General features: G+C 51.7%; 16 protein-coding genes. 5 read left to right on the top strand and 11 right to left on the bottom strand.

The features are described 5' to 3' along the window. Positions 1-14 precede the first annotated feature (14 nt). A complete protein-coding gene (locus L3068_RS19930) occupies positions 15-917 on the bottom strand; it encodes a LysR family transcriptional regulator (protein WP_014885334.1) in 903 nt (300 codons plus the stop codon). Between the two features lie 104 nt (positions 918-1,021). On the opposite strand from L3068_RS19930, the gene L3068_RS19935 reads away from it, so the two are divergent. Next, positions 1,022-1,723, top strand: coding sequence for a pirin family protein (locus L3068_RS19935; RefSeq protein WP_014885335.1), 702 nt, complete (start codon positions 1,022-1,024; stop codon positions 1,721-1,723). 39 nt (positions 1,724-1,762) lie between these two features. On the opposite strand, the gene L3068_RS19940 is transcribed toward L3068_RS19935, so the two are convergent. From L3068_RS19940 to tdcA, 8 genes are all read right to left on the bottom strand, one after another. Further along, positions 1,763-3,064, bottom strand: a complete 1,302-nt coding sequence (locus L3068_RS19940; protein ID WP_059373466.1) for an L-cysteine desulfidase family protein — start codon at positions 3,062-3,064, stop codon at positions 1,763-1,765. Positions 3,065-3,084: 20 nt separating this feature from the next. Then, positions 3,085-4,416 carry an SLC5/6 family protein gene (locus L3068_RS19945; RefSeq protein WP_014885337.1) on the bottom strand — a complete coding sequence of 444 codons (1,332 nt, stop codon included), beginning with the start codon at positions 4,414-4,416 and terminating at the stop codon, positions 3,085-3,087. Between the two features lie 261 nt (positions 4,417-4,677). Further along, complete coding sequence (locus L3068_RS19950; protein ID WP_023338812.1) at positions 4,678-5,088, bottom strand: Spy/CpxP family protein refolding chaperone; 411 nt, start codon at positions 5,086-5,088, stop codon at positions 4,678-4,680. Positions 5,089-5,237: 149 nt separating this feature from the next. Then, the gene (gene pflB, locus L3068_RS19955; protein ID WP_117581448.1) at positions 5,238-7,532 is read right to left on the bottom strand and encodes a formate C-acetyltransferase; all 2,295 of its coding nucleotides are present in this window, start codon (positions 7,530-7,532) and stop codon (positions 5,238-5,240) included. Positions 7,533-7,547: 15 nt separating this feature from the next. Further along, complete coding sequence (gene tdcD, locus L3068_RS19960; RefSeq protein WP_023331368.1) at positions 7,548-8,756, bottom strand: propionate kinase; 1,209 nt, start codon at positions 8,754-8,756, stop codon at positions 7,548-7,550. A 30-nt stretch (positions 8,757-8,786) separates the two neighbouring features. Next, positions 8,787-10,118 (bottom strand): threonine/serine transporter TdcC, encoded by a 1,332-nt coding sequence (gene tdcC, locus L3068_RS19965; RefSeq protein WP_045134790.1) that lies wholly within the window; start codon positions 10,116-10,118, stop codon positions 8,787-8,789. 9 nt (positions 10,119-10,127) lie between these two features. Then, positions 10,128-11,117: a bifunctional threonine ammonia-lyase/L-serine ammonia-lyase TdcB gene (tdcB, locus tag L3068_RS19970; RefSeq protein ID WP_096217841.1), complete on the bottom strand. Its 990-nt coding sequence runs from the start codon at positions 11,115-11,117 to the stop codon at positions 10,128-10,130. Positions 11,118-11,231: 114 nt separating this feature from the next. Continuing rightward, on the bottom strand, positions 11,232-12,152 hold the full coding sequence (tdcA, locus tag L3068_RS19975; protein WP_117581449.1) for a transcriptional regulator TdcA: 921 nt from the start codon (positions 12,150-12,152) through the stop codon (positions 11,232-11,234). Between the two features lie 984 nt (positions 12,153-13,136). Between tdcA and L3068_RS19980 the strand changes: the two genes are divergently transcribed. The 3 genes from L3068_RS19980 to L3068_RS19990 all read left to right on the top strand — a co-directional run bounded on the left by L3068_RS19980 (position 13,137) and on the right by L3068_RS19990 (position 15,500). Then, positions 13,137-13,892: a serine/threonine protein kinase gene (locus L3068_RS19980; protein ID WP_047355789.1), complete on the top strand. Its 756-nt coding sequence runs from the start codon at positions 13,137-13,139 to the stop codon at positions 13,890-13,892. Further along, positions 13,889-14,629, top strand: a complete 741-nt coding sequence (locus tag L3068_RS19985) for a PP2C family protein-serine/threonine phosphatase (RefSeq protein WP_064179341.1) — start codon at positions 13,889-13,891, stop codon at positions 14,627-14,629. Before L3068_RS19980 ends, L3068_RS19985 begins: the two co-directional genes overlap by 4 nt. Before the next feature lie 256 nt (positions 14,630-14,885). Next, positions 14,886-15,500, top strand: coding sequence for a recombinase family protein (locus tag L3068_RS19990; protein ID WP_105604601.1), 615 nt, complete (start codon positions 14,886-14,888; stop codon positions 15,498-15,500). Between the two features lie 16 nt (positions 15,501-15,516). On the opposite strand, the gene L3068_RS19995 is transcribed toward L3068_RS19990, so the two are convergent. After that, entirely contained in the window at positions 15,517-15,867 is a 351-nt protein-coding gene (locus L3068_RS19995) for a hypothetical protein (RefSeq protein WP_048998060.1), read from the bottom strand. 180 nt (positions 15,868-16,047) lie between these two features. Between L3068_RS19995 and L3068_RS20000 the strand changes: the two genes are divergently transcribed. After that, complete coding sequence (locus tag L3068_RS20000; protein ID WP_064179039.1) at positions 16,048-16,254, top strand: hypothetical protein; 207 nt, start codon at positions 16,048-16,050, stop codon at positions 16,252-16,254. A gap of 46 nt (positions 16,255-16,300) precedes the next feature. Here L3068_RS20000 and L3068_RS20005 read toward each other — a convergent pair whose 3' ends face one another. After that, a complete protein-coding gene (locus L3068_RS20005; RefSeq protein WP_063155291.1) occupies positions 16,301-16,591 on the bottom strand; it encodes a hypothetical protein in 291 nt (96 codons plus the stop codon). Positions 16,592-16,608 lie beyond the last annotated feature (17 nt).

A 16,608-nucleotide genomic window follows, 5' to 3' on the forward strand; every position in this document is an offset into this window, starting at 1 on the left:
CCGGGCCTACACGCTTATTTGTTGTGGTGCGCAAAGAGTTTGGGTATTTCGCGCAGGCACCACGATTTGGCTTCGCCCATGCTGTCGCGGCGCCAGGCCATAATAATGTCCACTTCGCTGGTGTACTCCGGGCTCACAACGCGCAGACGCCCTTCCGCAATATCTTTTTCCACAAACGGATACGGCATGGTTGCCACGCCAAGCCCGGCCAGCAGCGCCTGTCGTTTGTCTTCCAGTGAAGTGACCGTCAGACGAGGCTGTTTATCCAGCAGCTGCACCGTCAGCACCGGACGTTCACGCGCGGTATCAGCGACCGCCACGCCGCGATACTTCACGCGCGTCACCTCAGAGAGCGGCTCTGGCTCCTGGTGAATCGGGTGATTGGGTGCGGCAACGTAAACGTTCATCACGCTGTAGAGCTTGCGCGAGTTGATTTCCGACGACGAGCGGAAGTGCATATCCGGCGCAATAACGATATCCGCCCTGCCCGTCTCCAGGCGCTCCCACGCGCCTGCCAGCACTTCGGTAATGATCGACAGCTGCGTGTTCGCTTTATCAGCCAGACGGTCAACCAGCGGGAACAGCGCTTCAGTAGGCACCAGCGCTTCGGTCACTAACGTCAGATGGGTTTCCCAACCGCGCGCCAGCGCTTCGGCATCGGTCGTTAACTTATCCGCCGCTTCCAGCAACACGCGACCGCGCTCCAGCAGCATTCGGCCCACGTTGGTGAATTTTGTTCGATGACCGGAGCGGTCAAACAGCACCACGTCCAGCTCCTCTTCCAGCTTCTGCATGGTGTAACTCAGCGCCGACGGAACGCGCCCCAGTTCATCAGCGGCTGCCGCAAAACTGCCGCGCCGGTCAATCGCGTCCATGACGCGAAGCGCCTCAAGCGTCAATGCTCTCTCTTTAGCCATCTCGTTCTCATTCAGGAAATTTGAACATACCGGGCAGAATATCTGGCTAACAATGCAGCGTCCATACCTTTACCATTGTTTTAGTGTAAAGAGAGGTCAAGTTTATGATTACGACAAGAACAGCTAAACAGTGCGGACAAGCCGATTTCGGCTGGCTGCAGGCCCGCTACACCTTTTCTTTTGGACACTACTTTGACCCTAAACTCCTCGGTTACGCTTCATTACGCGTGTTGAATCAGGAAGTGCTCGCCCCTGGCGCGTCCTTCCAGCCGCGTACGTACCCGAAAGTCGATATCCTGAACCTGATCCTGGAAGGCGAGGCAGAATACCGCGATAGCGAGGGCAATCATGTCCAGGCAAAGGCTGGCGAAGCGTTGTTAATTTCGACGCAGCCGGGCATCAGTTACAGCGAGCATAACCTCAGCAAAGATAAAACGCTGACCCGTATGCAGTTGTGGCTGGACGCCTGCCCTGAGCGGGAAAACCCGCTGGTACAAAAGGTAGATTTAACGGGCGATAAGCAGCAGCTGATTGCGTCGCCTGATGGCAGCAAAGGCAGCCTGCAGCTGCGTCAGCAGGTATGGCTGCATCATATCGAACTGAAGAAAGGTGAGCAGGCGAGCTTCCAGCTTCATGGACCGCGTGCGTATTTACAGTCCATCCACGGTACGGTGCATGCCGTAACGCATACGGAAGAGAAAGAGGCACTCACCTGTGGTGACGGGGCGTTTATTCGTGATGAAGCGAATATTACCCTGGAGGCCGATACGGCATTGCGGGCGCTACTGATTGATTTACCGGTGTAATTAACCTTACCCCTCTCCCAAACGGGAGAGGGGTATTCTTTACACCTTACTCGCCATAATCTCGATAATCTGCCGATCCGTTGCCTGCATCGAGCGGCACGCCAGTGCGCACAGGTTGGAAATAGACTGTTCCACATCGTGCGCCACAATCCCCTCATTGCCCGTTACGGCAGAATCGTCCAGCGCCATCATGACTGCTTTCCAGGCACTGTTGACGCTGGTGGAGACTTTCATCGCGCAGCTATTGGAGGCGCCATCACAGATCATCCCACTGACATCCCCGATCATACTGCCGATTGCCATCGCAACCGTCTTGTAGCTTCCGTCCATCAGCCACGCCATACCTGCCGCTGCGCCCATTGCCGCCGTCGTTGCTGCACACAATGCGGACAAGCGCGGAAGCTGGTAGTGGATATAAATGGCCGACAGATGTGAAAGCATCAGCGCCCGCGCCAGCCGCTCGTCGTCAGCCTGAACGTGTTCAGCCACAACAACAACCGGCATAGTCGCGGTGATCCCCTGGTTTCCTGACCCGGAATTACTCATCGCTGGCAGTGTCGCACCGCCCATGCGGGCATCCGAGGCCGCGCTAGTGCGGATAACAATATCTGAACCCAGATCCTGTGCCATCCATCCGCGGGTGCGCTGTTTATCGAGCGTCGCACCAATGTGCAACCCCCATTGCCCGCTGAGCCCTTCGCGTGAGAGCGCATCGTTCAAACGCCCGGCATCAAGGATAAACCGGATCGCATCGAACGGGACCTGCTCGACAAACTCCAGGATCTGCGAAAGCGTCGTGGTTGACAGCACCGCCAGGGGGTCACTCCCTGCCTCTGCCTGTTGATCGTCCAGCCTGAAGCGCGTTTCGCCCTGACACACCACTTCCACCACACGGGTATGCCCGCCCGCGATAGTCACCATCGCCGAGGCATCACCGGCGTATACACAGGCTCGTGAATAGAGAATCTCTTCGCACGGTTCCTGAAGTTTCACCTGCACCTGACCGGCACTCAGCAACGCTTTGGCCCGTACCAGCGCATCCGCGCTGGCATCTTTCAGTACCTCCAGCCCCGCCTGCGCATTACCACCGATGGCGCCCAGCGCCGCCGCAATCGGCAACCCGACCATTCCGGTACCCGGCACCGTTACGCCCAGCCCGTTCTTCATCAGGTTCGGCGATACCCACGCCTCAATATGTGTTACGTCGCCTGACAGGTGCTCTGCGGCAATTGCACAAGCCAGCGCCAGAGAAACGGGTTCGGTGCACCCCAGTGCAGGTTTAACTTCTTCCTGCACCACGCGAATAAATTGATTCCATAAAGGATGAGTTTGCTCAGACATCGTTACGACCTTAATTACCCTCAGGAGAATGCGAGGAAAGGAGAAACACAAAGCAGCAGCCCGGTGATAACAATAATCACCAGCGACACGCCTTTATATTTATGCAGTGCTGGCACTTTATAGACCAGCCATGCAGGGATCAGGCAGCCCACCATGCCGAAGATAGGGCTACAAATGGAGGTGAAGCTCAATACCGGCGCGTTTAAGACAATCGCGCTCCAGGCCAGCAGAATGGCGAATAACATGATGCCGCGCTGGACGGTGCTTTCATTGATTTTCTCTGTTGGCATTTTGCGGCGCAGGACGTTCATGACGATCCCCTGCGTGGCCTCACGAAAGCCCAGATAGACGCCGAAGAATGCCGTCATCACGGCAAAGATATTGAGAATTACGCTGACGATTTTGACCCAGCCCGCACCGTCGCCGCTGATAAATTGCGCCGCGATCGCCAGGGCAGAGATATTCTGCTCGTAGGCTTTGACCGCTTCGTCGTGTCCCATTGCCAGGGTGAAAGAGACAGCGTAAAAGAAGACCGTCACAAACAGTACGCCAAAAGCGATATTCATTGCCCGCAATGCTTTGTGTCGCGCCACTTCAACGGACTTTTCCCGTGAGCGGTACGAGATAACCATCGGGCTTAAAGTCTGAATAAACAGAATGGAGGTTAAGGTAAAGGGCAACGTAATAATGGCGTTTTTAATTAGCAGACCCACCGGTGGCAGCATGCCCACATTGGCTAAATGCCAGAGGCCAATCATCGACAGCCCCAGCGCGGCAACCACGAATAGTTTGGTCAGCACCATCAGGCTGGAGACCTTAAACAGCAGCTTTTCACCGCGTGAAGAAATGGCGACCAGAATGCAGATCAGGAATAAACCGTAGAACGGATTGTCAGACAGCAACCCGTCGGTCACACCGAAAGTATGCAAATACGATGCGCTGTCGTTGGTGATGGCAGTGGAATAAACAAACATCCAGATCACCAGCATCACGAAATAGAGCGCACCTAATAGGATGCCCCAGTTTTTACCTAAGTAACCGCTAATTACGCTTGGGTAGTCTTTGCATTCCGGAGACTCCGCCAGCGTATTAATAAACAAACGCTGGAACAGATACATGGCCGGATAACCAATAATCGACGAGAGCAAAAAGACCCACAATCCCATTAATCCAACCTGCACAGGGAGAAAAACAATCCCCGCGCCAATAGCCATCCCGATACTCATGATGACCCACCCCGTGTCGGTGCTGTCGAATTTAATCGCTTCTCGCCACTCGCTTTCACTCATTCCCGCCCGCCTTGCCGCAGGGGAATCATTCACAATCACACTGCTGTTTGTTGCCGTATCCATTGGGTACTCGCTTATTTTGTAGGGTAAACAGTTCTTTTTATTAGATTCCGATCGCCAGCGATTGCGAGTCAGAGGGCAGCAGGTGCTTGTTATTGGTGTGGGAAGATCATATCCGGAGCGAGGGAGAAAAAAGTCACAAGTTTTATGGGGATTTTCAAAGACTGGAGGAAAAATTTCCTTTTTTAATTCTTTAAATGCATAACTTTTCTAAAAGTGACGACGATCAAGAAATAAAAACCCGCGCCGTGCGCGGGTAGGAAATCACTCAGCCAGCGCGTTAGCCATATCGGTTTTGACCTGCTTACGCTGCTCCGGCGTCAGCACCTGGCTGACGTCAAAGTAATATTTCACTCGGTAGTAGCGCGCCTGCTGCTCAATCTTACTGAAGGCAGAGAGCTGGCTTTTCACCGTGCTTTCGTCCCATTTACCCGCCTGGAACATGTCGATCAGCGCGCCGTCCTTCACGCCCGTCATTGGGATCTTGCTGACGTTTTGCTCCAGTTGCTGATGCAACTCTTTAATCTTATTAATCTGCTCATTGCTGAGCTTCAGGTGCTGTACCAGCGGATCCTGCGATGGAGACGGGGCTGCCTCAACGTTCGCGGCCTGCGCGGTAAAACTGCACACCGCCAACGACGCTGCAATCAAAGCAATACGGGTCATTTTCATCATCTTACTGTCCTTACATTTTGTTATTGGGAAAAGCAGGAACATTGTTTTTCAAGAGCGGATGAATATGTGTGAGTAATTATATAAACAATTTTGTATGTTTAGCGGGCAAAAAAATGCCCCCTGCGTTGAGGGGGCCTGAGAACACACTTTTAGATAGATCGAGTAAACGTCCTCGATATCACATCCTGCTGCTGCTCGCGCGTCAGGGCATTAAAGCGCACGGCATAGCCTGAAACACGAATGGTCAGATTCGGGTAATTTTCCGGATGCGCAATGGCGTCCAGCAGCATTTCCCGGTTCATTACGTTGACGTTCAGGTGCTGCCCGCCCTCAATGGATGCTTCATGGTGGAAGTACCCGTCCAGCAGCCCCACCAGGTTGGTTTTGCGCACCAGCTCATCTTTGCCCAGCGCCTGCGGCACGATAGAGAAGGTGTAGGAGATCCCGTCCTTCGCATAGGTGAACGGCAGCTTGGCCACCGACGTCAGCGAGGCCACCGCCCCTTTTCTGTCACGGCCGTGCATTGGGTTCGCGCCAGGGGCAAACGGCGTGCCGCCGCGGCGACCGTCCGGCGTATTCCCGGTCTTCTGGCCGTAAACCACGTTGGAGGTAATGGTCAGAATAGACTGGGTCGGCACCGCATTGCGATAGGTCGGCAGCGCCTGAATTTTCTTCATAAAGCGCTCAACCAGGTCGCAGGCGATGCTGTCCACGCGGTCGTCGTTGTTGCCGTACTGCGGATAGTCACCTTCGATGACGAAATCAACCGCCAGACCGGTGTGGTCGCGCACCGGTTTCACCGTGGCGTATTTAATCGCGGAGAGAGAGTCCGCCGCGACCGACAGCCCGGCGATGCCACATGCCATGGTGCGATAGACGTCACGGTCATGCAGCGCCATCAGTGAGGCTTCGTAGCTGTACTTATCGTGCATGTAGTGAATGAGATTCAGCGCGCTGATGTACTGCACCGCCAGCCAGTCCATAAAGTGATCCAGGCTCGCCATCACGGTGTCATAATCCAGCACCTCATCCAGCAATGGCGCGGTTTTCGGGCCGACCTGAATCTTCAGCTTCTCATCCACTCCGCCGTTGATGGCGTACAGCAGCGTTTTCGCGAGGTTGGCGCGGGCGCCAAAGAACTGCATCTGCTTGCCGATCACCATCGGGCTGACACAGCAGGCAATGGCGTAGTCGTCGCTGTTGAAGTCGGCTCGCATCAGATCGTCGTTCTCGTACTGCAGTGAGGAGGTGACAATCGACACCTGCGCGGCGTATTTCTTAAATGCAATCGGCAGCTGTTCAGACCAGAGGATCGTCAGATTGGGCTCCGGCGCAGGCCCCATGGTGTGCAGGGTGTGCAAATAGCGGAAGCTGTTTTTGGTGACCAGCGTGCGGCCGTCCAGCCCCATTCCGCCAATCACTTCCGTCGCCCAGATCGGATCACCCGAGAAGAGCGTGTCGAACTCCGGCGTGCGCAGGAAGCGGACCATGCGGATCTTCATGATGAAGTGGTCGATCAGCTCCTGCGCCTGCACCTCATTTAGCCGTCCGGCCTGCATGTCGCGCTCAATGTAGATATCAAGGAACGACGCCGTGCGCCCCAGCGACATCGCCCCGCCGTTCTGGGATTTCACCGCTGCCAGGTAGGCAAAGTAGACCCACTGCACCGCTTCCTGCGCGTTCATCGCCGGACGCGCAATATCAAAGCCGTAGTTCGCCGCCATCTGCTGGATCTGGAGCAAAGCACGCTTGTGCTCCGCCAGCTCTTCACGCAGGCGGATCGTCGCTTCGAGATCGTCACCGCGTTCCAGCTTCGGCTGGAGATCCGCAAACTGCAGCTCACGCTCGCGCACCAGATAGGTGATGCCGTACAGCGCCACGCGTCGGTAGTCACCGATGATGCGCCCGCGTCCGTAACCGTCCGGCAGACCGGTCAGCACACCGGATTTACGGCAGCGCATCATCTCCGGCGAGTAGACGTCAAACACACCCTGGTTATGGGTTTTACGCAGGTCGGTAAACAGGTATTCAAACTGCGGATCCATCTCGCGGCCATAGGCTTCAAACGAGCTGCGGATCATGTTGATCCCGCCATACGGATGCAGGGCGCGCTTGAGCGGTTTATCGGTTTGCAGCCCGACGATCGTCTCCAGATCCTGATCGATATAACCCGGCCCGTGAGCGGTAATGGTGGTGGCAATGTTAGTATCAAAATCTACCGGGGCGTGGGTGGCATTCTCCTGACGAATGCCGACCATCACCTTCTGCCACAGCGCCGTCGTTGCTGGCGTCGCCTGCGCGAGGAAAGCTTCGTCGCCTTCATAAGGGGTGTAGTTATGCTGAATAAAATCGCGCACGTTGACGGCGTTTTTCCATTCTTCACCGCGAAAGCCAGCCCATGCGTCGCTGTAGGGCGCGACGCCTGTATCGATTGTTACGTTCATGTGTTTCTCGCTATATCAGGCGTAAGCCGCAGCCGGAGTGACCTTCCCAAGACGGAGGGCGTCCAGCGCGATCATTTTTTCTTCATTGGTAGGGACAACCGCGCAGACTACGCGGGAGGAATCGGTGCTGATGACGCGCTCGCCCGCGCTGCCCGGCAGGGCATTTTTAGCCTCGTCGAGGAGGATGCCGAAGACCTTAAGATGCTCCGCCACCAGCGCGCGGATCAGTTTCGAGTTTTCGCCAATACCACCGGTAAAGATCACGCCATCCAGACGATGCAGCGATGCCGCGTGACCGGCGATATGCCGCGCAATCCGGTGGACAAAGGTGTGGATCGCCAGCTGCGCCCGTTGATTGCCTTCGTGCCAGGCTTTCTCCAGCGCACGTAAATCGGAGGAGATGCCGGATATCCCCAGCAACCCGGACTCTTTGTTAACCACGCGCTCCAGATCATCAAATGACTGGCCGGTTTGCTGGGCAATCCACGCCATCGCGCCAAAATCCACGTCGCCACAGCGCGTGCCCATCACCAGCCCTTCCAGCGGCGTCATGCCCATGGAGGTATCGACGCTCTCACCGTTGCGCACCGCGCAGATGGAGGCCCCGTTACCAAGATGAGCAATCACCAGCCCGCTGTCGTCGGGGGACAGCCCGAGAAGCGTATGCGCCTGTCCGGCCACGTAACGATGGGAAGTGCCGTGAAAACCGTAACGCCGTACGCCCAGCGCTTCAAAATAGCGGTACGGCAAGCCGTACAGATACGCCTGAGGCGGCAGCGTCTGATGGAAGCTGGTATCGAATACCGCCACCTGCTGCACGCCCGGGAACAACCGCTCTGCGGCTTCCACGCCGCTTAAGTTGGCGTAGTTATGCAGCGGTGCCAGCGGGGAAACCTGACGGATCTGCTCAATCACCTCTTTCGTAATCAGGGTCGACTCGCTGAAGAGGTCGCCGCCGTGCGCAATACGGTGGCCAATTAAGGCCACGCTGCTCATCAGGTTGCGCTTCTCCAGCTCCAGGGCGATGGCTGCCAGCGCCCCTTCGTAGTCCTGGTGAGCCAGTTTGACTGGCTCACCCCCGTTCACGGAAATAAAGGCCTTTTCGGTGTTGATACCGTCCGCAATGCCCGTCATCAGGGTCTCACAGCTGCTGGCGTCGAGCACCGAAAACTTAACAGAGGACGAACCGCAGTTAATAACCAGTACTACCGGAAACTCAATCATCATATGACTCCGCTCTTCCTGAGCTATGGGTTAGAACAGTTTGTAAACAATATTCAGAATGGTCAGCAGGCCCACAACCGTGACGAAGATGTTCTCGGGTTTGCCCTTATATTTCGCCATGGCTGGCGCTTTGCGGATGGCGTACATCGGCAGCAGGCACAGCAGAGAGGCGATGATCGGTGCGCCCATGGCTTCGATAAGGTCGAGAATGTTCGGGTTGGCATAGGCCACAACCCAGGTGGAGCCCATGATGAAGACCATGCTGATGGTGTTCAGCTTGCCAACGGAAACCTTCTTCTTATCCCCCTTATAACCGAACTTGAGGATCAGGCCGTTCAGCCCTTCCAGGGTGCCCAGATAGTGCCCAAAGAAGGATTTAAAGATAGCGACCAGCGCGATGATGGACGCACCGTATTCCAGCACCGTGGCAAACGTCGATTTGGTTCCCGACATGGAGGCAAAGTGGTTCGCCAGATAAGAGAGCACCGGAATGTTCTGCGCTTTGGCATCCGCCATGTTCTGCGGAGAGAGCGTAAACAGGCAGCTAAAGGCGAAGAACATCACTACGGCGACCATCAGCATGCTGGCGCGACCGATGATTTTGGAACATTTCTGCTCGGTAAACGCTTTACCGAACTCGGGCTCGTACTCTTCACGCTTGGAGACCACAAATGAGGAGACGATGGGCGAGAAGTTGAAGGAGAAGACCATGATGGAGATCCCCAGCCACACCGTGACCAGAATGCCGTCATGACCGGTAAAGGAAATATCGCTCAGGTTGACCTGGTCGATCACCGCCGAGTTCCAGTATGGGATCAGCGACAGGGAAATCAGCACCAGGCTGGCGATGAACGGGAACACCAGGAAGCTCATCACCTTCACCATCAGATCTTTACCAAACCAGATCACAAAGGCCATCATCAGCAGCAGGAACAGCGCCACTACACCACGGTTCAGCGCAGGCAGCTGGAGCTGGTTTTCCCAGAACGTCATAAAGGTGTTGGTAATGGTCACGCCGTAAATCCACAGCAGTGGGCAAATGGCAAAGAAGTAGAGGAAGGTGATGACCACCCCGCCGGTCTTGCCGAAGTGCTCTTCCACCGTTTCGGTAATGTTGCCTGAGACATTACTGCCGGACAGGCACAGACGCGCCAGCGCGCGGTGACAGTAAAATGCAATCGGGAACGCGAGGACCAGCATCAGCAGGATGGGGATCAACCCGCCAAAGCCTGCGCGAATAGGGAAGAACAGCACGCCTGCGCCAATGGCGGTTCCGAACAGGCCCAGCGTCCAGGTGGTATCAGACTTACGCCAGGAGGACGTTTTTGTCTGGCCAACGATAATGCTTTCTGTGTTGCTCATAGGTCACCTTTATGCGTCAACGAAGCCGGTAATTTGGGAAACACGGGAGAGATCGATATTGCCGCCGGAAATAATGCAGACGGTTTTTCGGCCCTGAATATAGTGGTCAAGTTTGCCGCTTAATAATGCCGCGCAGGCCAGCGCGCCAGCACCTTCCGTCACCACTTTATTTCGCTGAATAAGCGCAATCATGCTGTTGCGAATATCGTCTTCGCTCACCAGCACAATGTCATCAACCAGTTCGCGGACGATTTCGAAGGTTAATTTACCCGGACGAGATACGTCGCAACCGTCAGCTAATGTACCGGTGACGCGATGGTTGGTGATTTCTCCGGCCTGGTATGATGCCGCCATCCCATGAACATTTTCAGACTGTACGCCAATAATATTAATGGTCGGGTTAATGGATTTAATGGCCGTTGCAATCCCGGCAATTAATCCGCCACCGCCGATGGGAACAATCACGTTATCCACATCATACAAATCTTCGAGAATTTCCAGGCCAATGGTGCCCTGTCCAGCGATCACTTTCGGATCGTCATACGGCGGGATAAAAATGCGCCCTTCCATCTCGACGATTTCACTCACTTTCGCGATGGTGTCGTTGAAGTTCTCGCCGTGCAGCACCACTTCCGCCGAGTAGTCACGCGTCGCGGCTACTTTAGACTTTGGCGCGCCCATCGGCATCACCACTTTGCCGTCAATGCCGAGCATTGCACACGAGAGCGACACACCCTGCGCGTGGTTTCCCGCCGAGCAGGCGACGACGCCCTTACGCTTTTCAGCATCGGTCAGCGAGCTTAATTTATTAAACGCACCGCGAATTTTAAACGAGCCGGTACGCTGCATATTTTCAAACTTCAGGAATATTTCACCCTTACAGCGCTCGCTGAGATAATTCGAACGCGGCATGCCGGTTTTATAGATTTTACCCGCCAGGCGTTTTCTGGCGTCCTGAATATCTTCAATCGTTACCGGAAGGTCGTAGGTAATGTGCATAATATCCTCGTTATAATAATTCATTCTTTTCAGGCAAAGTCAGGGTATCAGAGCATAAAATTATCTCTGGGTGTTTTTTATAAAATGTTTATTGCTTCTAAGGAGAACAATATTTCATCGTCGTCTTTTACCGGTGAGTGAGGCATATTGTTTTGCCAGTTCAACCAATACTGACGCGGATTTTTTAATTCTGTAATTTTTCGACCACACGGCGGCATAACGCGCCACGGGTAATTCATCCTCTACCGGCAGAACAATAAATTGATCCGAGCCGAACGGAGCAATCATGTCGCGTGGAATCACCGTCAGATAATCGGCATTCAGGACAAGGTTATAAATGGTGACCACGGAATCGGTCTGGACGATGTTTTCAATACTGATGTGGTTGTCTTGCAGAGTGGTCAGAAGTTCTTTGTAGTAGCCCATATCGGTTTGCGGCATCACCCACTGCTCATGCGTGAGCGATGCCAGTGTCGTCGGGCCGGTGCACGTTCGTGATTTACTGGCGACCAGCACAAATTCTGACTCAAACAAGGGCTCGACGTGCAGATCCTGCAGCAGCATCTCATCACTCAGCGTGCCGATGGCGAAATCCAGCCGACCATCGCGAATGGCTGGCAGGAAAGAGGAGAGCTGGGCTTCATACATAGATACACGCGCTTTCGGGAACACTTCCTTGAATTTTTTGATCATTTCGGACAGGAAGGTGAAACCAATCAGTGACGGGTAGCCAAAGGAGACGTCCATCACGGTGCTGAAACTCAGGCTGTTGATCTCGCTCACCATGTTTTTCATTTCGCGGGTGATCGACTCTGAGTAGGAGAGCAGCACCTGGCCTGCGGCAGTCAGTTTTACGCCCGTGTTTTTACGCACCATGACTTCCACGCCGAAGTAGGATTCGATATCGCTGATGATTTTGCTGACGGCGGGTTGCGTCAGGCCCAGTTGTCTTGCAGCAGAACCTATGGAGCCACTTTTAATGACTTCCTGAAATACCACGAGGTGCTGTGTTTTCGGTAGAATAATAGTGTTCATAATATTCTGCGCTTATTTCCCTATGACGCAGCGGATTCTACCCAATATTGTTTCAGGGGGTATGTGCTGTTACTCACAATTTGCCTTCCCGCGTTATTCACCGGAACAACAAAAAACATAAAAAACCTTTATAATCAATTAATTAAGCTTGTCAGATCACACCATTACGCTGATATCGATCAACAAAACTAACAGTAATAAATTTATTTTATGGCGATAACCTGGATAAATTTTTCTGCGTTAATAAAATCAATAAAGACGATCTTTCAGGCAATTAAAGACCAATAAATAACCGTTATTCAGTTGAAACATTCTTTCAATTTATCAATTTTTACAGATGCTTTTAGGCTGGCTTTCGATAAAAAGAGGAATACGTCACACATTCGCAGGATGAATGTTTTTAAATGCAATATGTAGATATCAAACATGAAAACATATTGAATCATTAAGGCAACAATCACAACAAATTAACAACACCGTGGATTCCCCCCTTTTCAGCGCGAAATTTTGTGATAACGATCGCCAGTAGATTGCTTGAGGCCATTGAAGAGATGAAAACAGTGAAATGTGCTTAATGTCGCAAATATGAGAATTGATGTCGTTTGTGGGGTTGTCGGGTGGCGCAGCACTTAACCGACCTACAACCTCCTGAAAGCAAAAACCCCGCCGAAGCGGGGTTTTTTAAGAAGTTGAAGCTGACCGATAAGTCAGCTTTGTATCCCATGCAATCAAGCACCAGAAGCGGTGGAATGCGGGTTGTAGCCAATAATGTATCCCATTCTGTATCTCATTTGAAGTTGCGCGGTTGGAGAAACCATCTAACCCGATTTTTTTGACGTACCCTGCTATAAACCGGCAAGCGTATCAAATATCTGTGAGCATTTTTTTGGTTTAATGATCTTCAGAAACAATGACGTTTGCATATGCTTCGTCAGAAAGATTGATGTAAAATCACACGATTAAGTGCCAGCACGGGAAGTGAAAATGGATGATGCACATGGTAACTATGTTATCAAGCCGATAAGGCGCATTGGTAAGGGCGGGTTCGGCTACGTTGAAGAGATTCGGCTCCAAAATTACCAAGGTCACACCTGCGGAGCATATGCAAGAAAAGTCTTCGCGCTACAAGACCCAGCCTATAGAGATGAATTCATCCGTAGGTTCGAAAGAGAGGTCACTTACCAAGCGGACTGTAAGCATACTAATATTGTGCCTATTTATCTTCATCACTTGGTTGGTGATGAGCCTTGGTTTGTGATGGATTTAGCCGAAGGAGATTTGGTAACGGCTTTGCGTTCAGGCGAAATGACAATAAGAGATAAGATCAGCGCCATTCGCATGACACTGGAAGGCGTTGCATACCTTCACGATCACAACTATTGGCACCGAGATTTAAAACCTCAAAACGTTTTGAGGTTTTCTGACGGAACTTACAAAATTTCTGATTTCGGTTTAGTCAAGAATGCGGATCAAAAAGCCGAGTCGGAGGTGATAACAAAGGTAGCTGCAATCATGGGTACCGAACGTTACATGGCTCCAGAGGTTTTTGCTGGGATCTATTCAGAAAAAACAGATATCTTTGCCTTAGGTGTCCTCATTGAAGACATGGACTTAGGGGCAATACCGGGTGTAGATGACTTGGTTACGAAAAGTACAGCCAGGAAGCCGCCCAAAAGACATAGTTCTGTGCATGAAATGCTCGCAGACTTGGAAAAAATAGTTATAGGGAATGGGTTATGATTGAATTATTAACTTGTGGCTTGTTCTCCTTCTCGAAAGAGCCACGCAGAGAAAATCAAGATACCATCCTTCCACCACTACTCATCAATAATGGTTTTTTGATTGCTGTAGCTGATGGCGTTGGATCGTATGACGGTGCACAAAACGCGTCTCAATCAGCTATAAGAGAGCTACCTGAACTTGTCAGAAAGGGAAATCTGCAAAATATGACGAGCCTTTTTCTTTCTCTCAAGGAGGGGGTTTCTTCATTGTCTGAGATGAACATCAAGTTTTCTCACGCAGCTACAACGCTGACATTTTGTTTTGTTGATGATGAGGGCCTTCATATTGGACATGTTGGGGATTGTCGTTTGTATGTGAAAACGGATTCTAAACTCAAACAAATCACCAAAGACCACACCCAGCACCAGAAGCTACTTGATGATAAAATATACAGCAAGAGTGAGCTGAAACAGTTGCCGGGCAAGAATACTCTCACTACGGCAATCGCGAATGCGATCCCGCTCGATTTCCAGCAAACCTTTATCCCTCATGATGAGCTGCTTAATGACCGTGACGAAGCATTCGTATATTTGATGTCAGATGGTACACATGCATTTTGGGAAAAAAGACCACGTTTCTCACCGAAAACATTAGAAAACCCTTCAAGTTTCGCATCCAGCCTCTATAAACGTATCGAGCGAGCTGGTCCGATAGACGACCATTCATTGATCGCAGTTAGATACAGGGTTCTTTAACCGCCTTCGGGCGGTTTTCTATTGTCTCGCTTACTTGCACAACAAATAGTTCCTCACTGCTAAACACACCACAAATTCCGCAGTAAGTTGATGAGAATCATTCTTGATAAAAGACTATAGGTACTTTCTCTTTTGGGTATACCTCACTGACAACGTGATATTTAGTATCAATAGGGTGTTGGTAGTATAGAATTGATAACGTTTCATGTGTGCTGTATACTTTGAGTGTTGAAGTAAAACCTCAAAGAGACAAAAGATGAACGTCCTAATTTATGCACGAGCCTCTACCAGAGAACAAGATTCCACACGTGCTGTCCCGGCGTTGCGTGAGTTTGCAAGGGAGCGTGGTTGGGCTATCAGTAAGGAATATGTCGAGAATGCTTCCGGGGCTTCCCTTGAACGTCCTCAGCTATCGCTGTTGCTTGATGAGGCTAACAATGGGGATTTGTTGCTGGTGGAGTCTATTGACCGCCTGAGTCGTCTGGAGGCTGTCCAATGGGAAAGTTTGAAGCGTACCATCCAAGATAAGGGACTGAAGCTGGTAGTGGTGGATTTACCCACCTCGTGGAAAATGCTTCAAGGGGATAAATCGTCATCTGTGGTGGATGGCATTATGGCAGCAGTAAATAACATGCTGATCGATATGCTGGCTACTATGGCCCGTCAGGATTATGAGACTCGACGTGCACGTCAAAAGCAAGGTATCGAGAAAGCAAAAGAGGCTGGTGTGTATGTCGGTAAAGCTAAGGATGAAAGGGCGCGGGAGGTTGTTAAATCTTTACTCAGTGCAGGACACAAACCCGCTAAAGTAATGGAACTGGCTGGAGTATCACGCGCCACTTTTTACCGCATCAAGAAGGAAATGGCGTGATTGCTCACGCCTAATTTTAAGCCTCAGAACACAAACTAAGCGTATAGATAGCGGTCTGCCCGTCGTTGTTAGTTGGGCGCATAACGAAAACAGGATCACTCCCGTTGTCAATGTAAGTAACCGCTATTCCACCGTCTGGGGTGGCGTACATCTTCGCAATACTTTTCTCTCCAATGAAACCCAGCCGCCAGGTTTTACCACCCATGCTCACTTTCATGCTTTTGTCCTGAACATCAAGACGAGTCTCGACTGAGGATTTTTGGCTACCAGAATCGATCTGCCCTTCCTGGATCGCCTTACAGGTGAACGTGGTTGCACTTGAGGCGAAGGGGAGAACGATCAGCGCCGCGAGAATCAATCTTTTCATGGTCTTCCTTTTTGCTGTGAGTTAGGTATTCATCGGGAGTCATTATAAAACCATCAATTGATAAAAACGATCGATTTCCATTGAATTGATCGATTAAATTGATCAATCTTGAAACTATAATCCCTATGCACAGTTGTTGGGAGCGATGGGTTTTGACAACGGAATCAAAGGAGAAAGTTTGTGACAAGAGTAATATTGGCGATATCAGGGCTATTGTTCTCGCAGTTTGTGGCAGCAGAGCAGATCACAATGTCCGATCCTCAGCAGGAAACGACGGAGAGCGGGAAAACGCTATGCACGTATCAGAACAGCAATTACCTCTTCACCTACGTAACTAAGGGGAAATGTCCGTATACCAAAACCTTTCAAACCGATGATGCAAAGTAAGTGCACAGCAATGTGATGAAAACGCCACTCCTGCCGTACATTTTTATCAATCACAAGTGCCTGTAGAGGCAATAAACCGCCCATCTTCAATACGCCAGCGCCACGCTCGGTTTCCACTCACGTTCAGATAGAACTCTTCCAGATCGTAATTAATCGGCTCACGCGATTCTGCTGGTAGGATTACATCGTTCAGATCCTGCTGCAAAACCAAGAAACCAGGAACTACCTCTACGAAAGGCAATCCCTCCCATTCGTTGTAAACACCGTTTATAGCGCCTGTTGGTGCACCCAACGCTCTTAACTGAGCATCAATTTCAGAGTTTTTTTGTCTTGCCATAGATAAAGTCTCCGGCG

The sequence above is a fragment of the Enterobacter cloacae complex sp. ECL414 genome (assembly GCF_021869685.1).
In the GTDB taxonomy this organism is placed as follows: domain Bacteria; phylum Pseudomonadota; class Gammaproteobacteria; order Enterobacterales; family Enterobacteriaceae; genus Enterobacter; species Enterobacter kobei.